The 13,661-nt window shown below is 64.0% G+C and carries 15 protein-coding genes; 12 read left to right on the forward strand and 3 right to left on the reverse strand.

Features of this window, described 5'->3' with window-relative positions; genetic code table 11:
* Nucleotides 1-350: 350 nt before the first annotated feature.
* The 3 genes from EOB36_RS22760 (at nt 351) to EOB36_RS22770 (ending at nt 1,295) form a co-directional block, all read left to right on the forward strand.
* On the forward strand, nt 351-656 hold the full coding sequence (locus tag EOB36_RS22760) for a DUF1236 domain-containing protein (protein ID WP_128243938.1): 306 nt from the start codon (nt 351-353) through the stop codon (nt 654-656).
* 100 nt (nt 657-756) lie between these two features.
* Complete coding sequence (locus tag EOB36_RS22765) at nt 757-963, forward strand: hypothetical protein (protein WP_128285737.1); 207 nt, start codon at nt 757-759, stop codon at nt 961-963.
* An 80-nt stretch (nt 964-1,043) separates the two neighbouring features.
* Nucleotides 1,044-1,295: a DUF2934 domain-containing protein gene (locus EOB36_RS22770; protein WP_128285738.1), complete on the forward strand. Its 252-nt coding sequence runs from the start codon at nt 1,044-1,046 to the stop codon at nt 1,293-1,295.
* Between the two features lie 75 nt (nt 1,296-1,370).
* On the opposite strand, the gene EOB36_RS22775 is transcribed toward EOB36_RS22770, so the two are convergent.
* On the reverse strand, nt 1,371-1,700 hold the full coding sequence (locus tag EOB36_RS22775; RefSeq protein ID WP_128243939.1) for a hypothetical protein: 330 nt from the start codon (nt 1,698-1,700) through the stop codon (nt 1,371-1,373).
* 251 nt (nt 1,701-1,951) lie between these two features.
* On the opposite strand from EOB36_RS22775, the gene EOB36_RS22780 reads away from it, so the two are divergent.
* From EOB36_RS22780 to EOB36_RS22820, 9 genes are all read left to right on the forward strand, one after another.
* A complete protein-coding gene (locus tag EOB36_RS22780) occupies nt 1,952-2,677 on the forward strand; it encodes a GntR family transcriptional regulator (RefSeq protein WP_128285739.1) in 726 nt (241 codons plus the stop codon).
* Between the two features lie 2 nt (nt 2,678-2,679).
* Nucleotides 2,680-3,714, forward strand: coding sequence for an ADP-ribosylglycohydrolase family protein (locus EOB36_RS22785; RefSeq protein WP_164547167.1), 1,035 nt, complete (start codon nt 2,680-2,682; stop codon nt 3,712-3,714).
* Between the two features lie 17 nt (nt 3,715-3,731).
* On the forward strand, nt 3,732-4,691 hold the full coding sequence (locus EOB36_RS22790; protein WP_128285756.1) for a PfkB family carbohydrate kinase: 960 nt from the start codon (nt 3,732-3,734) through the stop codon (nt 4,689-4,691).
* 71 nt (nt 4,692-4,762) lie between these two features.
* Entirely contained in the window at nt 4,763-5,824 is a 1,062-nt protein-coding gene (locus EOB36_RS22795) for an ABC transporter substrate-binding protein (protein ID WP_128285740.1), read from the forward strand.
* 27 nt (nt 5,825-5,851) lie between these two features.
* A complete protein-coding gene (locus EOB36_RS22800) occupies nt 5,852-6,721 on the forward strand; it encodes an ABC transporter permease (protein ID WP_128285741.1) in 870 nt (289 codons plus the stop codon).
* Nucleotides 6,721-7,509, forward strand: a complete 789-nt coding sequence (locus EOB36_RS22805) for an ABC transporter permease (protein WP_128285742.1) — start codon at nt 6,721-6,723, stop codon at nt 7,507-7,509. Before EOB36_RS22800 ends, EOB36_RS22805 begins: the two co-directional genes overlap by 1 nt.
* On the forward strand, nt 7,509-8,573 hold the full coding sequence (locus EOB36_RS22810; RefSeq protein WP_127293418.1) for an ABC transporter ATP-binding protein: 1,065 nt from the start codon (nt 7,509-7,511) through the stop codon (nt 8,571-8,573). The genes EOB36_RS22805 and EOB36_RS22810 overlap by 1 nt, the downstream gene beginning before the upstream one ends.
* Before the next feature lie 66 nt (nt 8,574-8,639).
* On the forward strand, nt 8,640-9,890 hold the full coding sequence (locus tag EOB36_RS22815) for an aconitase X (protein WP_128285743.1): 1,251 nt from the start codon (nt 8,640-8,642) through the stop codon (nt 9,888-9,890).
* Nucleotides 9,887-10,324, forward strand: a complete 438-nt coding sequence (locus tag EOB36_RS22820; RefSeq protein ID WP_128285744.1) for a DUF126 domain-containing protein — start codon at nt 9,887-9,889, stop codon at nt 10,322-10,324. The genes EOB36_RS22815 and EOB36_RS22820 overlap by 4 nt, the downstream gene beginning before the upstream one ends.
* Here EOB36_RS22820 and EOB36_RS22825 read toward each other — a convergent pair.
* Both EOB36_RS22825 and EOB36_RS22830 read right to left on the reverse strand, forming a co-directional pair.
* Nucleotides 10,321-11,406: a siderophore-interacting protein gene (locus tag EOB36_RS22825; protein ID WP_128285745.1), complete on the reverse strand. Its 1,086-nt coding sequence runs from the start codon at nt 11,404-11,406 to the stop codon at nt 10,321-10,323. The genes EOB36_RS22820 and EOB36_RS22825 overlap by 4 nt on opposite strands.
* Nucleotides 11,407-11,408: 2 nt before the next feature.
* The gene (locus EOB36_RS22830; protein WP_128285746.1) at nt 11,409-13,538 is read right to left on the reverse strand and encodes a TonB-dependent hemoglobin/transferrin/lactoferrin family receptor; all 2,130 of its coding nucleotides are present in this window, start codon (nt 13,536-13,538) and stop codon (nt 11,409-11,411) included.
* Between the last annotated feature and the right edge of the window lie 123 nt (nt 13,539-13,661).

Genomic DNA, 13,661 nt, shown 5'->3' on the forward strand with positions numbered 1-13,661 from the left:
TGCCGGCGCAGCCGCCGAAACAATAGGCCGCGCTCGCCGTCTCGCGGCGGTTCGCAGGCTTTTTCGCTTGCGGCCCGGAACATTAGTTCTTGCTAATTGTTCTTGTCGAAGCAGTCGATATCACCCCCCTCCGGTATCGCTGCTGATCGGGAGATCCGATCGGCCCGCGTGCCTGCGGACAGGAACGCGGGCCACTGCGATTTCTCGCAGCAACGCATCAAGGCGGCGCCAATGCGGCGATCGATTAGCGGCCGCTCACGGAACAAGAAGGTTGTGTGGGCGTTTTGCAATCTGGGCTTGCCGTTCCTGACTGTGGAAGGCGGAGCCCGCAAACCAGACAGGAGAAGACGATGAAAATCCACCTTGTTCCTGCCGCCGCCGGGCTGGTTCTGCTCGCCGGTGTCGGCGTGGCCACCGCAGACCAGGTGATTATCACGCCCGAGCAGCAGACAGTCGTCCGCGAATACGTGCAGAGGCACCCGCTGGCGTCGATCAGCCTTCTGGGAGTGGAGCTCAATGTCGGTTCCACCTTGCCCGACACGGTTGAGCTTCATCCGATCGACGTTCCCGACGTGGAATACAGATACGTGGTCGTCGACGATCGCACCGTGCTGGTCGATCCCGGCACCCGCAGGATCGTGCAGGTCATCGACTGACCTTCACCCGCCGCTCTCTCGGGAAGACGCAAGAGCGAGCGGCGGCTCGCCGGCAGGCAGCCGGCTGTTGATCGTCTTGTCGCGGGAAGGAGCCATTTCCATGTTGCCGCATGTCGAGTCTTCCAATGTCAATGTGGCCGCATCTGTCGACAAATTGCTTGCTGAACGGGGCACTGCCCTGTTGTCGATGAAGGATTTGATTGCAGCGGTGCGTGAGCGAACTGGAACGGAGCGCTCGGACGCGGATCTGGCGGGGCTGATCACCAAGAAGGCAGCACTCCTCGGTGTCGCGGTTCTATCCGACTAGGGCTGAAGCCGCTCAAGACGCCGATCGAAATTTCAGCTAAAACAGTTGTCGCTCACGGATTCGAGCCGATGGAGGCAACAGTGACGGACGACAGGCAAGAACGCATTCGTCAGCGGGCCCACGCGATCTGGGAACAAGCCGGCCGGCCCGACGGTGCGCATCAGCAGCACTGGGACCAGGCCACAGCCGAGATCGACGGCAAGCCGAAAGCGAAGGCGGCTCGGCCGAAGGGGCCGGCGGCCGCCAAGCCCAAGGATAGCACGGCCAAGGATAGCAAGCCCAAGGGCACTAAGCCAAAGGCTGCCCGGCCGCGCAAGGCTTCAGCGAGCTAGAACATATAGCGCTTCGGCCGCGAGACGAAGCTCTGTCCGTGCCGCGGCCGAAAAGCGTGAGTTCCCGAAACTCGGTTACTTGCCGCAGTGATTGTCGTTGACGGTCGGTGAAACCGTGCCGGGAGCCTTGTTCGTTGCATCGGGCATCGCGCCCTGCGGGCCTATAGGGCAGTTCCGATCGGCATTGGAATTCAAGCCGTCAGGGCCCGCAATAATGCTACCAGTAATCCCGGGATCGACAGTATTCGGTTCGGCCAGGTTCGGATCAATCGGGGCCGGGTCGGTGACGACGCTTCTGTCGCTGCCGGTACCCATGTCAGCGTCCGGGTCGCTGGCATTCTGGGCCATCGCAGAGGTCGCCAGACCAGCGGCGAGTAGGGACGCTGCGAGAATTTTCGTAAGCATAGTTTGTCTCCATTTGTCTCCATTTTTCGATTGTCGCCGCATTTGCGACTATAGAAAAAACCGCTCGAGGGTGGTGAAGGTTCCCATAAAATTCCGGCCTGCGACGAACCGTTCGTGCTCAGCAGGGCGATCTTGCCCGGCATGGGGGGACGCCGGGGAACTCAACAAGCGTGCTGGGCTATGAACCGTTGACATGACTACTACGCCACGATATTGAACAGGACTATACAGGTTCACTGAACAGGTATTCCATGGCGCGTCGCACGACTCTGTCATCTCCCGGAACGGGCAAGCCCGAACGGATCGCCACCGTCCTCGAGCACGAGATCCGCTCCGGCGTGCTCGGTTTCGGCGACCGCCTGCAGAGCGAGAACGAACTCGTCCAGCGCTTCTCCGTCAGCCGCAACACCATCCGCAAAGGTCTCGAGGAGTTGTCGAGCCGTGGGCTGATCACCACCAAGGTCGGCATCGGCTCGTTCGTCACCTTCGACGGCATGCCGGTCGACGACGCCGTCGGCTGGTCGCGGGCGCTGGCCAATGCCGGCGCCAATGCCGAGACGCGCACGCTCAGGCTCGAAGTCATGCAGGATGCCGAGCTCGCTGCCAGGCTGGGCGTCGAAAGCCCGTTCTTCATCGCCGTCGACCGCGTCCGCACCAACGCCGATGACGGCCACGCCATCTCGATCGAGCGCAGCCGCCTGCCACTGTCATCCGAGTTGGAGGACGTGCCGTTGCGCGGCCTGCGCGAGGGCTCTCTGCATCAGACACTGCGCGGAGCAGGGCTCGTTCCCGACCACGGCGAGGAATGGGTCGATATCGAGATGCTGAGCGCCGAGGACGCGGCCATTCTCGACTGCGCGCCCGGCGCGCCGTTCCTGCGCACGCGGCGGTTGACGCGCGCCGCCGATGGCCGCGCCATCGAATATGTCACCAGCCTGCTCAATCCGGCGCATTTCGCCCTTCACCTGGAGTTCTGAGCATGGACGCCGCCGAGGCGATCGACCGAGCGATGGGGGCGCTTATCGGCGGTGCGCTGGGCGATGCGCTCGGCATGCCGACGCAGCTGCTGTCGCCGGCCCGCATCGCCGAGCTCTACGGCAATGTCGAGGATTTCGTTGCGCCCGTCGTCGACCATCCGGTATCGAAAGGCTTGGTCGCCGGCACTGTCACCGACGACACCGAACAGGCGCTGCTGCTCGGCCGTATCCTGGTTGTTTCAGGCGATAGCTTCGACCATACGCGCTGGGTCAACGCACTGCTCGACTGGGAGCGCGACGTGAAGGCGCGCGGCAGCTACGATCTGCTCGGACCTTCGACCAAGCGCGCCATCGATGCCATCAATGACGGCGTGCCGGCTGAGGAGGCCGGAAGCGGCGGTGACACCAATGGCGCGGCCATGCGCATCGCGCCGGTCGGCATCATGATGCCAGCCGAGCCGCTCGACGCGCTGGTCGCCAAGGTCGCCGAAACCTGCCGCGCCACGCACAACACCTCGATCGCCATCGCCTCGGCCGCTGCCGTCGCCGCCGCTGTCAGTTGCGGCGTTGCCGGCGGCGGCTGGCGCGCAGCTTCGGACCGAGCTATCGCGGCGGCTAGGCGCGGCGCAGTGCTCGGACACTGGGTCACCGGCGGTGATATTGCCGCACGCATCGACTGGGGGAGGGACCTCGTCCGCGGCAAGGCTGTCGCTGACGGAATCCGGCTGATCGTCGATCTGGTCGGCACCGGCGTCGCCAGCCAGGAATCGGTTCCTGCGGCCTTCGCGGTGCTGGAAATCGCCGGCGGCGATCCCTGGCAGGCGGCCGTCATCAGCGCCAATCTCGGCGGCGACACCGACACGATCGGGGCCATCGCCGCCGGCATGGCGGGCGCCTGCGCCGGTTTTTCCCGATTGCCACAGGAAAACATCGCCCGGCTGAAAGGCCTCGATATTGCTCAGGTGCGCGCTCTTGCCGCCGACTTGGTCGCTATGCGGATGGCGAAAAGCAGCTCCGGCAAGGATGCGGCGGCATGAGCAGAGCTCAGCCTGACATGAGCGGCCGTCTCCTCCATGTCGGCAGCGCGGTGGTGGACTATGTCTACCGCATCGACGCCTTGCCGGCGCCCGGCACCGAAAAGACCGCATCGAGCTATGCCCAGGTCGCCGGCGGCGGCTTCAACATGATGGTCGCGGCCAGCCGCACCGGGATGAAGGCCGCCTTCGGCGGCCAGCTCGGCAGCGGGCCGAATGGCGATTTCCTGCGGGCCGCCTTCGCCGCCGAAGACATCGCAACGCTGACGCCACCATCGTCAGTGATGGATAGCGGCAATTGCGTCGCCATGATCAGCGGCGACGCCGAGCGCACCTTCGTGTCGTGGCCTGGCGCCGAGAGCATGCTCAATCTCGACATGATGGCGTCTGTCCGGGTTGCGCCGGGGGACTGGGTGTTCGCCTCCGGCTACACGCTGAGCTATCCCGGCAGCCGCGATGCGCTGGCCGACTGGATCGAGGCGCTGCCGGCGGAAATTCCCTTCGTCTTCGATCCGACGCCGGTCATATCAGACATTCCGCGCGCCATTCTCGATCGGGTGCTTGCGCGCACGAGCTGGCTGAGCTGCAACACCGCCGAAGCGGTCCAGATCGCCGGTGCCGGCGATGTCGAGGCCATTGCCGCCGGGCTTCTTTCTAATCATTGCCCGAGCGCCGACGGGGTCATCATCCGCGCCGGGGCAAAAGGCTGCTTCGTGCGGCTGGCAGACGGTAGCAGGCAGGCCGTGCCCAGCTTCAAGGTCGCCGCCGTCGACACCAATGGCGCCGGCGACACGCATATCGGCGCCTTCGTCAGCGCACTGTCGCGCGGCGTGCCGCCCTTCGAGGCGGCAAGTTACGCCAATGCGGCGGCGGCGCTCTCGGTCACCCGCCATGGCGGGTCGTCCGCGCCGACCGACCAGGAGATCCAGACATTCCTCAGCCATGACGATCGAATGACGACCGTGCACGGCCGGGAGTAAGAGGCCCATTTCTGACAGCCTAGATGACGTAACAAGCCCCGCCAACCGGGCAAACAATGAGAGGAACGAACATGCGCATGCCCAAACTGACTGCTTTCCTGACGGCGACTGCCGTCGTCACCTCCGTATTCACGCTGGCCGCCACTGCCGCCGAAGTGCATGTGCTCAACTGGAAGGGCTACGGGGCCGATGAGCCCTGGGCCATCGCGGCCTTCGAGAAGGCGACCGGCAACAAGGTCGTCAACGACTTCTTCAATTCCGAACAGGAAATGCTGACCAAACTCAGGACCAATCCCGGCCTCTACGACGTCGTCATGATCAACGCCGCCTTCAACGACCAGGCCATGGCGGAAAAACTGATCCAGCCGATCGATGTTTCGAAGATCCCCAACTATGCCGACATCAGCCCGGACAAGGCAGGCTCGCCCATGCTCGCCCGCGACGGCAAGGTCTATGGCGTGCCATGGGTGTGGGGCTTGACCGCGCTCGCCATCAACGAAAAGGCCTTCGAGACGCCGCCGACCAGCATTACCGAAATGTGGAACGAGGCCCATAAGGGTCGCGTGGTCATTCGCGACGACGCTGTCGAAGCGGTCCAATTCGGCGCCATCGCCACCGGCCAGAACATCAACGACATCAAGGACATGGAAGCGGTCAAGACGAAGCTGACCTCGCTGATGCCGCAGATCAAGACATTCTGGAGTTCTGAGAACGACTGGAACCAGATGGTCGCCTCCAACCAAATCGACATCGGCACCTATTGGAGCGGCTCGGCCGACCGCGCCAAGACGCATTTCAAGCTGCCGGTCGCGCTGGTCATCCCGCAGGAAGGCGCCGTCGCCTGGCTCGACGCCTTTTCCATTCCGGTCGGCTCCAAGAATGTCGCCGGCGCCGAGGCCTTCATCAACTACATGGTCGATCCGTCCTTCTATGTCGAATGGGTCACCAAAGTCGGCGCGCCGGTGTCGGCCAACACCAAGGCGGTCGCAGCCCTTCCCGAAGATGCCTTCAACCGCAAGGTCATGGGCGATCCTGATGTCGCCAAGCGCATCCAGTTCCAGGCGCCGATCACCGATGCGCAGCGCGAGGCCTATCTGGCGCTGTGGCAGGAGCTGAAGGTGAATGTGAAGTAGCGGCCGGCTTTCGGGGAGGAAGGGCATATGGCTGGACAGGTCGCGAGCGGTTCGAGGAGCGGATTGCGATCGGCTTTGCCCCTGCTCCTGCCTGCCTATCTATGGCTGACGGTGGCGATCTTCCTGCCGCTGTCGGCCATGGTCTTCTTCTCCTTCATGACCGAATTGCCGCTGGCAGGGAAGGCGTGGGCGTTCACGCTGGAGAACTACACCACCTTCTTCTCACAAGGGCTGTATCTGACGCTGCTGCTGGCGTCACTCAGGCTCGGCCTCGAGGTGACGCTATGGTGCGTCATCATCGGCTATCCCGCGGCTTACGTGCTGGCCAAGGTGCTGAAGGGGCGAAGTCGCGAGGCGATCTTCCTGCTCGTCATCCTGCCGTTCTGGTCGAACGGGCTGGTGCGCATCTTCTCCTGGGCGATGGTGCTGCGCGAGGGCGGCATTCTCGACACCGCGCTCAACGCCGTGCTGCCGTTCAAGATCAACATCGACCTGATGTATTCCTATCCGGCGATCATCATCGGCCTGGTGCATTCCTATGTGCCTTACATGGTGCTGACCTGTTACCTGACGCTGCAGGCCATCGACGATTCGCTGATCGAGGCGGGGCGCTCGCTCGGCGCCTCACGGCTGCAGATGCTGAGACGGGTGATCGTTCCGCTGTCCATGCCGGGGCTGGTCGCCGGTGCGGCGCTGATCTTCGTGCCCGTCGTCGGCTCGTTCATGGAACCGCGCATCCTCGGCGGGCGCACCGGCACCTTCTACGGCACGGTCATCGAGGACCAGTTCGTTGCCGTCTTCAACTGGCCGCTGGGTGCAGCACTCTCCTTCATCCTGCTGGCCGTCGTGCTGGTCATCCTGGCATTGGCGTCGCCGGTGCTGCGGAGGGCTGCGTGATGGCAACGACCCGTATCCTGGAATGGCTCGGCCGGCTCTACATCTGGCTGCTGCTCGCCTTCCTCTACCTCCCGATCATCATCATGGCGCTGATGTCGTTCAACGTCTCGCCCTTCTATCAACTGCCGTTCGAATGGACGACAGAGTGGTACGCCTCGTTGTGGCAGAATGATCAGTTGATCTCGGCCACCTGGAACAGCCTCGAAATCGCGATCATCACCACCATCATCTGCGTCGTGCTCGGCTCGGCGGCGTCGCTAGCGCTTTTCCGCTACGAATTTCGCGCCAAGAAATTCCTGCAAGCGCTGCTGTTTCCGCCGATCGCCATTCCGTGGCTGATCACCGGCACGGCGATGCTGATCTTCTTCTTCGGCGTCGGTATCGGGCGGGGTCTGTTTGCAATCCTGCTCGGCCATGTGGCGCTGGCGCTGCCCTATGTGATCGTCGTCGTCTCGGCCCGGCTGCAGACGTTTGCACCGGAACTCGAAGAGGCGGCGCGGTCGCTCGGCGCCAACCAATGGCAGGTAACTTCGCGCGTGACGCTGCCGTGGATCATGCCGGGGGTCATCGCCGGCGGGCTGTTCGCCTTCGCCGTGTCGTTCGACCAGTTCGTGGTGTCCTATTTCCTGTCGACGCCGGGCCAGACGACGCTGCCGGTCGAAATCTACGCCGCGATCCGCAAGGGTTTCACGCCCGAGATCAACGCGGTCTCGACGATCATCATCGTCGTCTCGATGGCGCTGATGCTGCTCACGGCACGGTTCTTCAAATTCGGCGGAGAAAAATAATGGCCGGCGTGCAGGTATCGAATTTGTCGCGCAGTTTCGGCGCGCACAAGGCGCTGGATGACGTCTCCATCGACTTCGCCGACGGCGGCTTCTATGCGCTGCTCGGGCCGTCGGGCAGCGGCAAGACCACGCTCTTGCGCCAGATCGCCGGCTTCGATTTTCCCGACTCCGGCCGCATCGCCATTGGCGGCGAGAGCGTCGAGCGGGTGCCGGTCGAGAAGCGGCGCATCGGCATGGTGTTCCAGAACTATGCGCTGTTTCCCAATATGAGCGTTGCCGACAATGTCGCCTTCGGCCTGTCGGTGCGTGGCGAGGCCAAGGCAATTATCGCCAGCGAGGTGCAGCGCGCGCTCGACCTGGTGCAGCTCGGCAAGCTCGGCGGCCGCCGGCCGCATCAGCTGTCCGGCGGCCAGCGCCAGCGGGTCGCGCTGGCCCGGGCCATCGTCACCAAGCCGCGTGTGCTTTTGCTCGACGAGCCGCTCGGCGCGCTCGACAAAGCGCTGCGGGTCGACATGCAGATCGAACTGAAGCGGATCCAGCGCGAGATCGGCATCACCACCATCTTCGTCACCCACGACCAGGAAGAGGCGCTGACGATGAGCGACCGCATCGGTATCCTGCGCGACGGCCGGCTGGTGCAGGAGGGGCCGCCGGAGGAGATCTACGACAGCCCGAAGAGCGAGTTCGCCGCCACCTTCCTCGGCGATGCCAATATCTTGCGCGGCGACAGCACCGGAACCGGTATCCGCTTGGTCGATGGCACCGCGATTGCCGCCGGGGCAGGCGCGACGCTTGCCGCCGGCGCCAAAGCTAGCTGCGCGGTGCGGCCCGAACGCATCCGCATTGCCACCGATTCCGGAACGTCTGATCCGAACGCCAATGTGCTCCGTGGCCAAATCTCCAAGCGCATCTTCGCCGGCAACAACAGCACCTATTTCGTCGATCGCGACGGGCAAACGCTCAAGGTCATCGTGCAGAACACAGGCATTGAAAGGTTGGCGGAAGGACAAGAGGTGGTGCTGCGCTGGTCGCCGGAGAGTACGGTGCTGATCGCCGCGAACTGATCTTGCCAGGCGGACCGCAATCAGTGAGAGCATGGTCGGGCACAATGCGGAAAAGCGAAATACCTGATGATGCTTGAGCTGAATGCGGGCGACCAGTCGATGCTGCAGGGCGAGCAGGGCCCGGCCGTGGCCGCCGCGATGAAGATCCTAGTCGCCTTTTCGAAGGCGGTCGGTGCGCGCGAGCTGTTAGACATTGCCGGTGCTCATATCGATGGCTGCCTGTATCACGGCCAGGCCAGCCTCGATTTCGTCGAAAGGCTGATCGAGGGCGGCGGCCACGTTCGGGTCCCGACGACGCTGAATGTCGGCTCGTTCGACCTCATCCATCCCGGACTGGTGAAGATGCCGCTGTCGCAAGAGGCGCCGGCACGCCGGCTGATGAAGGCGCATCTGGAGCTCGGCTGCCAGGCGACCTTCACCTGCGCGCCCTATCAGACGCGGTTCCGGCCAAGCTTTGGCGAGCAGATCGCCTGGGGTGAGTCCAACGCCATCGTCTTTGCCAATTCGGTAATCGGAGCGCGGACCAACCGCTATGGCGATTTCATCGATTTGTGCTGCGCGATGACCGGGCGCGCGCCGGCTTGGGGACTGCATCTGAGCGAAAACCGACGTGGCCGGGTTCTGTTCGAGTTGATCGGTTCTGACCTGGAACCGAGCGACAGCCTGTTCGTCGCCGTCGGGCTGATCATCGGGCAAGCGAGTGGCGATCGCATCCCGGTGATCTCGGGCCTGCCAAAACCACGCGATGAGGACCAGCTGAAGGCGCTAGGCGCAGCCGCCGCAACGACGGGCGCCGTGGCGCTGTTCCATGCGGCTGGCATCACGCCGGAAGCGAACACGCTCGAAGAAGCCCTTCATGGCCTGGCGCCGGAGGAGACGATCCGGATCTCTCGCGCCGACATCGACCATGCGCTGGCCAAGCTGTCGAGCGTCCCCGACGGCGCGCCGCTTGCGGCCGTCTCGTTAGGCACGCCGCATTTCTCGCACGACGAGTGGATGCGCCTGCTGCCGATGCTGCGCGAGGTGGCGCCGGGCAGGGACATCCCGATCTATGTCAACACCGGGCGCGCGACGCTGACGCGGCTTCAGGACGAGGGCGCTCTGGCTGGCATGGGCGCGTTCGGCCTGATTCCGGTCGCCGACACCTGCACTTATGTCACGTCGATCCTTGAGCGCCTCGATGGCGCGGTGATGACCAATTCCGGTAAATGGGCGCATTACGCACCGGGCAATATCGGCGTGTCGGTGGCGTTCGGGGACATGGAAGACTGCATCCGCTCGGCCGCGGGTGGCCATGTCGTACGGGGCACGCGATGAGCGAGCAGGACAGGCGAGCGCTGGACAGAACTGGCATTTTCCAGCTTGCCGGCAGGGCGCAAGGCTCAGCGCTGGTGCTGTCGCAAGCGCTCAGCTTCTGGGGCGGGATCGATGTCGAAACAGGCGAGATCATTGACCATTCGCACCCGGCTCTGGGCGGCAATGTCGCCGACCGGATCCTGGTCATGGCGAGTGGGCGAGGCTCGTCGTCCACCTCATCGGTACTTGCCGAGGCGATCCGCAAAGGCACGGCGCCGGCCGGCATCATCCTGGAGCGACCCGATCCGATCCTTGCCGTCGGCGCCATCGTCGCCGAATTCCTCTACGACATCCGCATGCCGCTGGTCGTTTGCGACACGTCGGGCATTGTATCCGGCGACCGGATCGCCATCGACATCGACGAGGATGGGCAAGCGATAGTGAGCCTGACCTAGCCGGCCATCAATCCGGCGGCACCGCGGCGCCAATAGGCCGCGGCCAACGTCTGGTCGCGGCCGAGTGAAAGCTGACCGCGCCAATGTTCACGAACGATCTTGGCGGCGGCGGTTTCTGCCGCGAACCAGCCGAAGGCCGAGCCGGTCTGCGGCCATTCAACCGACTGGACAGCATCCGCCAACCTGTCACTGAGCCCGGCCGCAACGCCGTCCCGTGTCAGCCAGTGCAGCTCAATGCCTGTGGCGTTGTCGATCTCCTGTCGTTCGCCATCGTCGGCGATCTCGACGAAGGCCACGCCCTTGGTCTCGGTGGGGAGCGTCTCCAGAAGTCGCGCCAACGCCGGCAGGCCGGTTTCGTCGGCGCCCATGAGATACCATGATGCCGGCCGCACCGGGCGGCCGACCGGCCCCATGATGCCAACCTTCATGCCGGGTGCCGCTTGCATGGCCCAGGCGGCGCCGACGCTATCGCCGGGATGGGTCAGAAAGTCGACATCGATGACGCCGTTGGCCATATCGAGCGCGCGGATGGTGTAGACGCGCGCCGCTGGACGCCTGTCGTCCGAAGGCCAGACCGGCAGGCCATTGCTGCCGAGCATGGGCCAGAGCGGATTGGGCACTTCGCTGGTCGGGAAAAGCATGCGAATATGCATGCCGCCGAATTTCGCAAAACGAGAAAGATCCTCGCCAGCAAAGCGGATGCGGCGCATGTGCGGTGTGAGATCGCCAACTTGGGTGACGACCATCTCACGGAATTGGGCGAGACGGGTTTCCCCGGCGAGATCGCCGGTCCAGACGATCTCCGGGTTTTCTTCCCTAGCATAGACCTCGACCGCGGTGGCCAGCAGGTCCTTGATACGCGCCAGGCCGTCGCGGTCGGCGGCATTGGCCCGCATCACCAGCCGCTCCATGTCGAAGGAAGCGCCGCCGAAGGCGAAGCGGAAGTCGAGCCGCTGCCCCTCTTGCGAGGCATCGGCATCGAAACTCTGCAGCCGGTCGCTGATGCGGTCGATGTAAAGCCGCAGGTTGCGCAGGTTCAAACGCGCCTCGCAGGCCAGTCCGCTTGCCGATGCTTCGCTCACTCTCAACCTCCGATCCTGCCGGTCAGCGCCACCTTGAAGGTGCGGCCCTTGCCCTGTTCTGTTGCCGCCGACGTCGACCATGCGCTTTGCGGGTCGGTGTAGGCGGTGTCAAAGACGTTATCGACGGCGAAATCGAGCCTGGCGTGATCATTGATGCGCCAGTTGGCGAAGACATTGACGAGGTCGAAGCCGTCATTGATTTCGGGCGGCCGGGCCGGGTCGGTGCGGCTGGTGCGGGTGATCTTGCCGACGCTGAGATATTGCGCGCCGACGGTGAGCTGGTCTTCCAGCATCCTGAAGCCGAGTGTTGCCGAGAAGCGGTCGAGCGGCGTGTTGGTCAGCGCCTGGCCGGAGTAAACGCCGCTGACGACCTTGGCGTCGATGAGGGCGCCGGCAAGGTTCACGAAACCCCAGCCATAGTCATAGACCGCCTCAGCCTCGATGCCTTTCAGCCGCGCGTCGCCGATATTGATCGCCGTGCGCGTTACGTCGGGGCGCAGGTCGACTTCGATGTAATCCTCGACATCGGTGTGGAAGACGTTGACCTTGGCACGAAACAGGTCGCCAGTGGCCAGTATGTCGTCATATTTCAAGTTGACGCCGGCTTCCCAGTTCCTCGCCGTTTCGGGCTGAAGAAGCAAATTGGGCACGTAGGTGTCGCCAGAGCCGTGCGCACCGCCGCCGCGATAGACGTCCTGCAGGCCCGGTGCCCGGTAGCCTTCGGAATAGGTGCCGTAGAGCTGGAAGCCTTCGAGCGGCGTGACGCCTACGGTGAGGCGCGGCGACGAGCGGTCGCCCGACATCGAGGCTTCCTCCGGCGGCACGGTCTTTGTCTCACCGTCGAGCTGGTAGCCGTCATAGCGCATGGCGGCGATGAGCTGCAGCCAGTTATCATAGTCGCCCTGCCATTGCAGGAAGCCGCCATAGCCCTGTTGTTCGCCGGCGCCGAAATGCGCGGCCTCCGATGATGCTTCCAGATAGTAGTAGTCAAGCCCGTAGGTGAGCGTGTGGGCCATCTTCCAGGCGTCGAAACGCGAGGAGTTCTTCACGTTGAAGCCCTTCGTGGCGACGTCATAGTAGCGGAAGTTGCCGATCGCGGAAGTCGGCCAGACCTGTGTCTGCTCGGCGCGCGTGCGGTTGTGGTAGGCATTGGCACTGAAGTCGATCAGCTCGTTGTCGTCCGGCTTCCAGGTGTAGGCGGCCGTGTAGGTCTGATTGGTTGTGTCGGTGTCGTAACGGCTGAGCGTCGGCGAGGTCGAGCCGCTCGATCCGGTGATCTGGTCGCTGTAGCGCTGCAGGATGGCGCCAAGCTTCAGCTCGTGACCGTCGGCCGGCCGCAGCGTTGCCTTCATATAGCCACTGGTGATGCGCTCGCCGGTCCACGGCACAGTGTCGCCATTGCCGTCGGTGTAGCTGTCGCGGTCGCGATAGATGAGATTGCCGATGATGTCGGCGTCGTCGCTGAAGCGGTAGGCACCGGTGGTGCTGGTGGTGAAGCCGTCGCCATTGCTCTCATAACCGAGCTTCTCGCTCAGCGCCCAGCGCTCCTCCTGCTTGAGGAAATCGCCGGCATCCTTGGTTTCGAAGGAGACGACGCCGCCGATGCCGCCCGAGCCATAGGCATTCGAGACCGGGCCGCGAATGACTGTCGCATCCTTGATCAATTCGGGCTCGACATAGAACGAGCCCGAGCCGTGGCCGACGCGCCAGTAGTCCTGGCGGGCGCCGTCGAGCGTCACCACCACGCGGCCATACTGCTGCAGTCCGCGAATGTTTATGGCGGTCGCCGGATCGTCGCCGTTCATCGAGGCGGCAACGCCGGGGGTGGTGCGAAAGATGTCGGCGGCGGTGTCGGGCTGGATGCGCTCGAGCTCTTCCTGATCGACGGCACTGATGGCAGCCATCGAGTCGATGACGGCCGTCTTGATCATCGTCGCCGAGATGGTGATCAGATCGAGCACGGTTGGCTCGTTCGCTTCAGTCTGTTGGGGGACCTTGACCGGCCTGTCGGCCTTGGCGGCGGCGCCTTGCTTCTGCTCCTCCTGCGCGGCGGCGGGCGGCGCGACACACAGGCCGAGCGCGAAGGCGAGCGCGGTGCTCGCCATCAAGGTCTTGTTGCTTGTCAGTCTCATAGCGATGCCGCCCCCGGGAAAAGCAAGATTGCTGGCGGCGGCCGTCGGCCCTGGCTGGCATGATGGAGAAGCCTCGACCGGCGGTCGGGCAGGGCTACTTATTGAAACATGATGACATTAGTC

It is taken from the genome of Mesorhizobium sp. M6A.T.Cr.TU.017.01.1.1, assembly GCF_004023115.1.
Classification (GTDB): Bacteria; Pseudomonadota; Alphaproteobacteria; order Rhizobiales; family Rhizobiaceae; genus Mesorhizobium; species Mesorhizobium mediterraneum.

Excerpts from the sequence above, each read along its gene's own strand:
- EOB36_RS22815 (WP_128285743.1), top strand. The coding sequence starts at position 8,640 with ATGATGCTTGAGCTGAATGCGGGCGACCAGTCGATGCTGCAGGGCGAG.
- EOB36_RS22795 (WP_128285740.1), top strand. The coding sequence starts at position 4,763 with ATGCGCATGCCCAAACTGACTGCTTTCCTGACGGCGACTGCCGTCGTC.
- EOB36_RS22760 (WP_128243938.1), top strand. The coding sequence starts at position 351 with ATGAAAATCCACCTTGTTCCTGCCGCCGCCGGGCTGGTTCTGCTCGCC.
- EOB36_RS22780 (WP_128285739.1), top strand. The coding sequence starts at position 1,952 with ATGGCGCGTCGCACGACTCTGTCATCTCCCGGAACGGGCAAGCCCGAA.
- EOB36_RS22790 (WP_128285756.1), top strand. The coding sequence starts at position 3,732 with ATGAGCGGCCGTCTCCTCCATGTCGGCAGCGCGGTGGTGGACTATGTC.
- EOB36_RS22805 (WP_128285742.1), top strand. The coding sequence starts at position 6,721 with ATGGCAACGACCCGTATCCTGGAATGGCTCGGCCGGCTCTACATCTGG.
- EOB36_RS22830 (WP_128285746.1), bottom strand. The coding sequence starts at position 13,538 with ATGAGACTGACAAGCAACAAGACCTTGATGGCGAGCACCGCGCTCGCC.
- EOB36_RS22765 (WP_128285737.1), top strand. The coding sequence starts at position 757 with ATGTTGCCGCATGTCGAGTCTTCCAATGTCAATGTGGCCGCATCTGTC.
- EOB36_RS22800 (WP_128285741.1), top strand. The coding sequence starts at position 5,852 with ATGGCTGGACAGGTCGCGAGCGGTTCGAGGAGCGGATTGCGATCGGCT.
- EOB36_RS22810 (WP_127293418.1), top strand. The coding sequence starts at position 7,509 with ATGGCCGGCGTGCAGGTATCGAATTTGTCGCGCAGTTTCGGCGCGCAC.
- EOB36_RS22785 (WP_164547167.1), top strand. The coding sequence starts at position 2,680 with ATGGACGCCGCCGAGGCGATCGACCGAGCGATGGGGGCGCTTATCGGC.
- EOB36_RS22775 (WP_128243939.1), bottom strand. The coding sequence starts at position 1,700 with ATGCTTACGAAAATTCTCGCAGCGTCCCTACTCGCCGCTGGTCTGGCG.
- EOB36_RS22820 (WP_128285744.1), top strand. The coding sequence starts at position 9,887 with ATGAGCGAGCAGGACAGGCGAGCGCTGGACAGAACTGGCATTTTCCAG.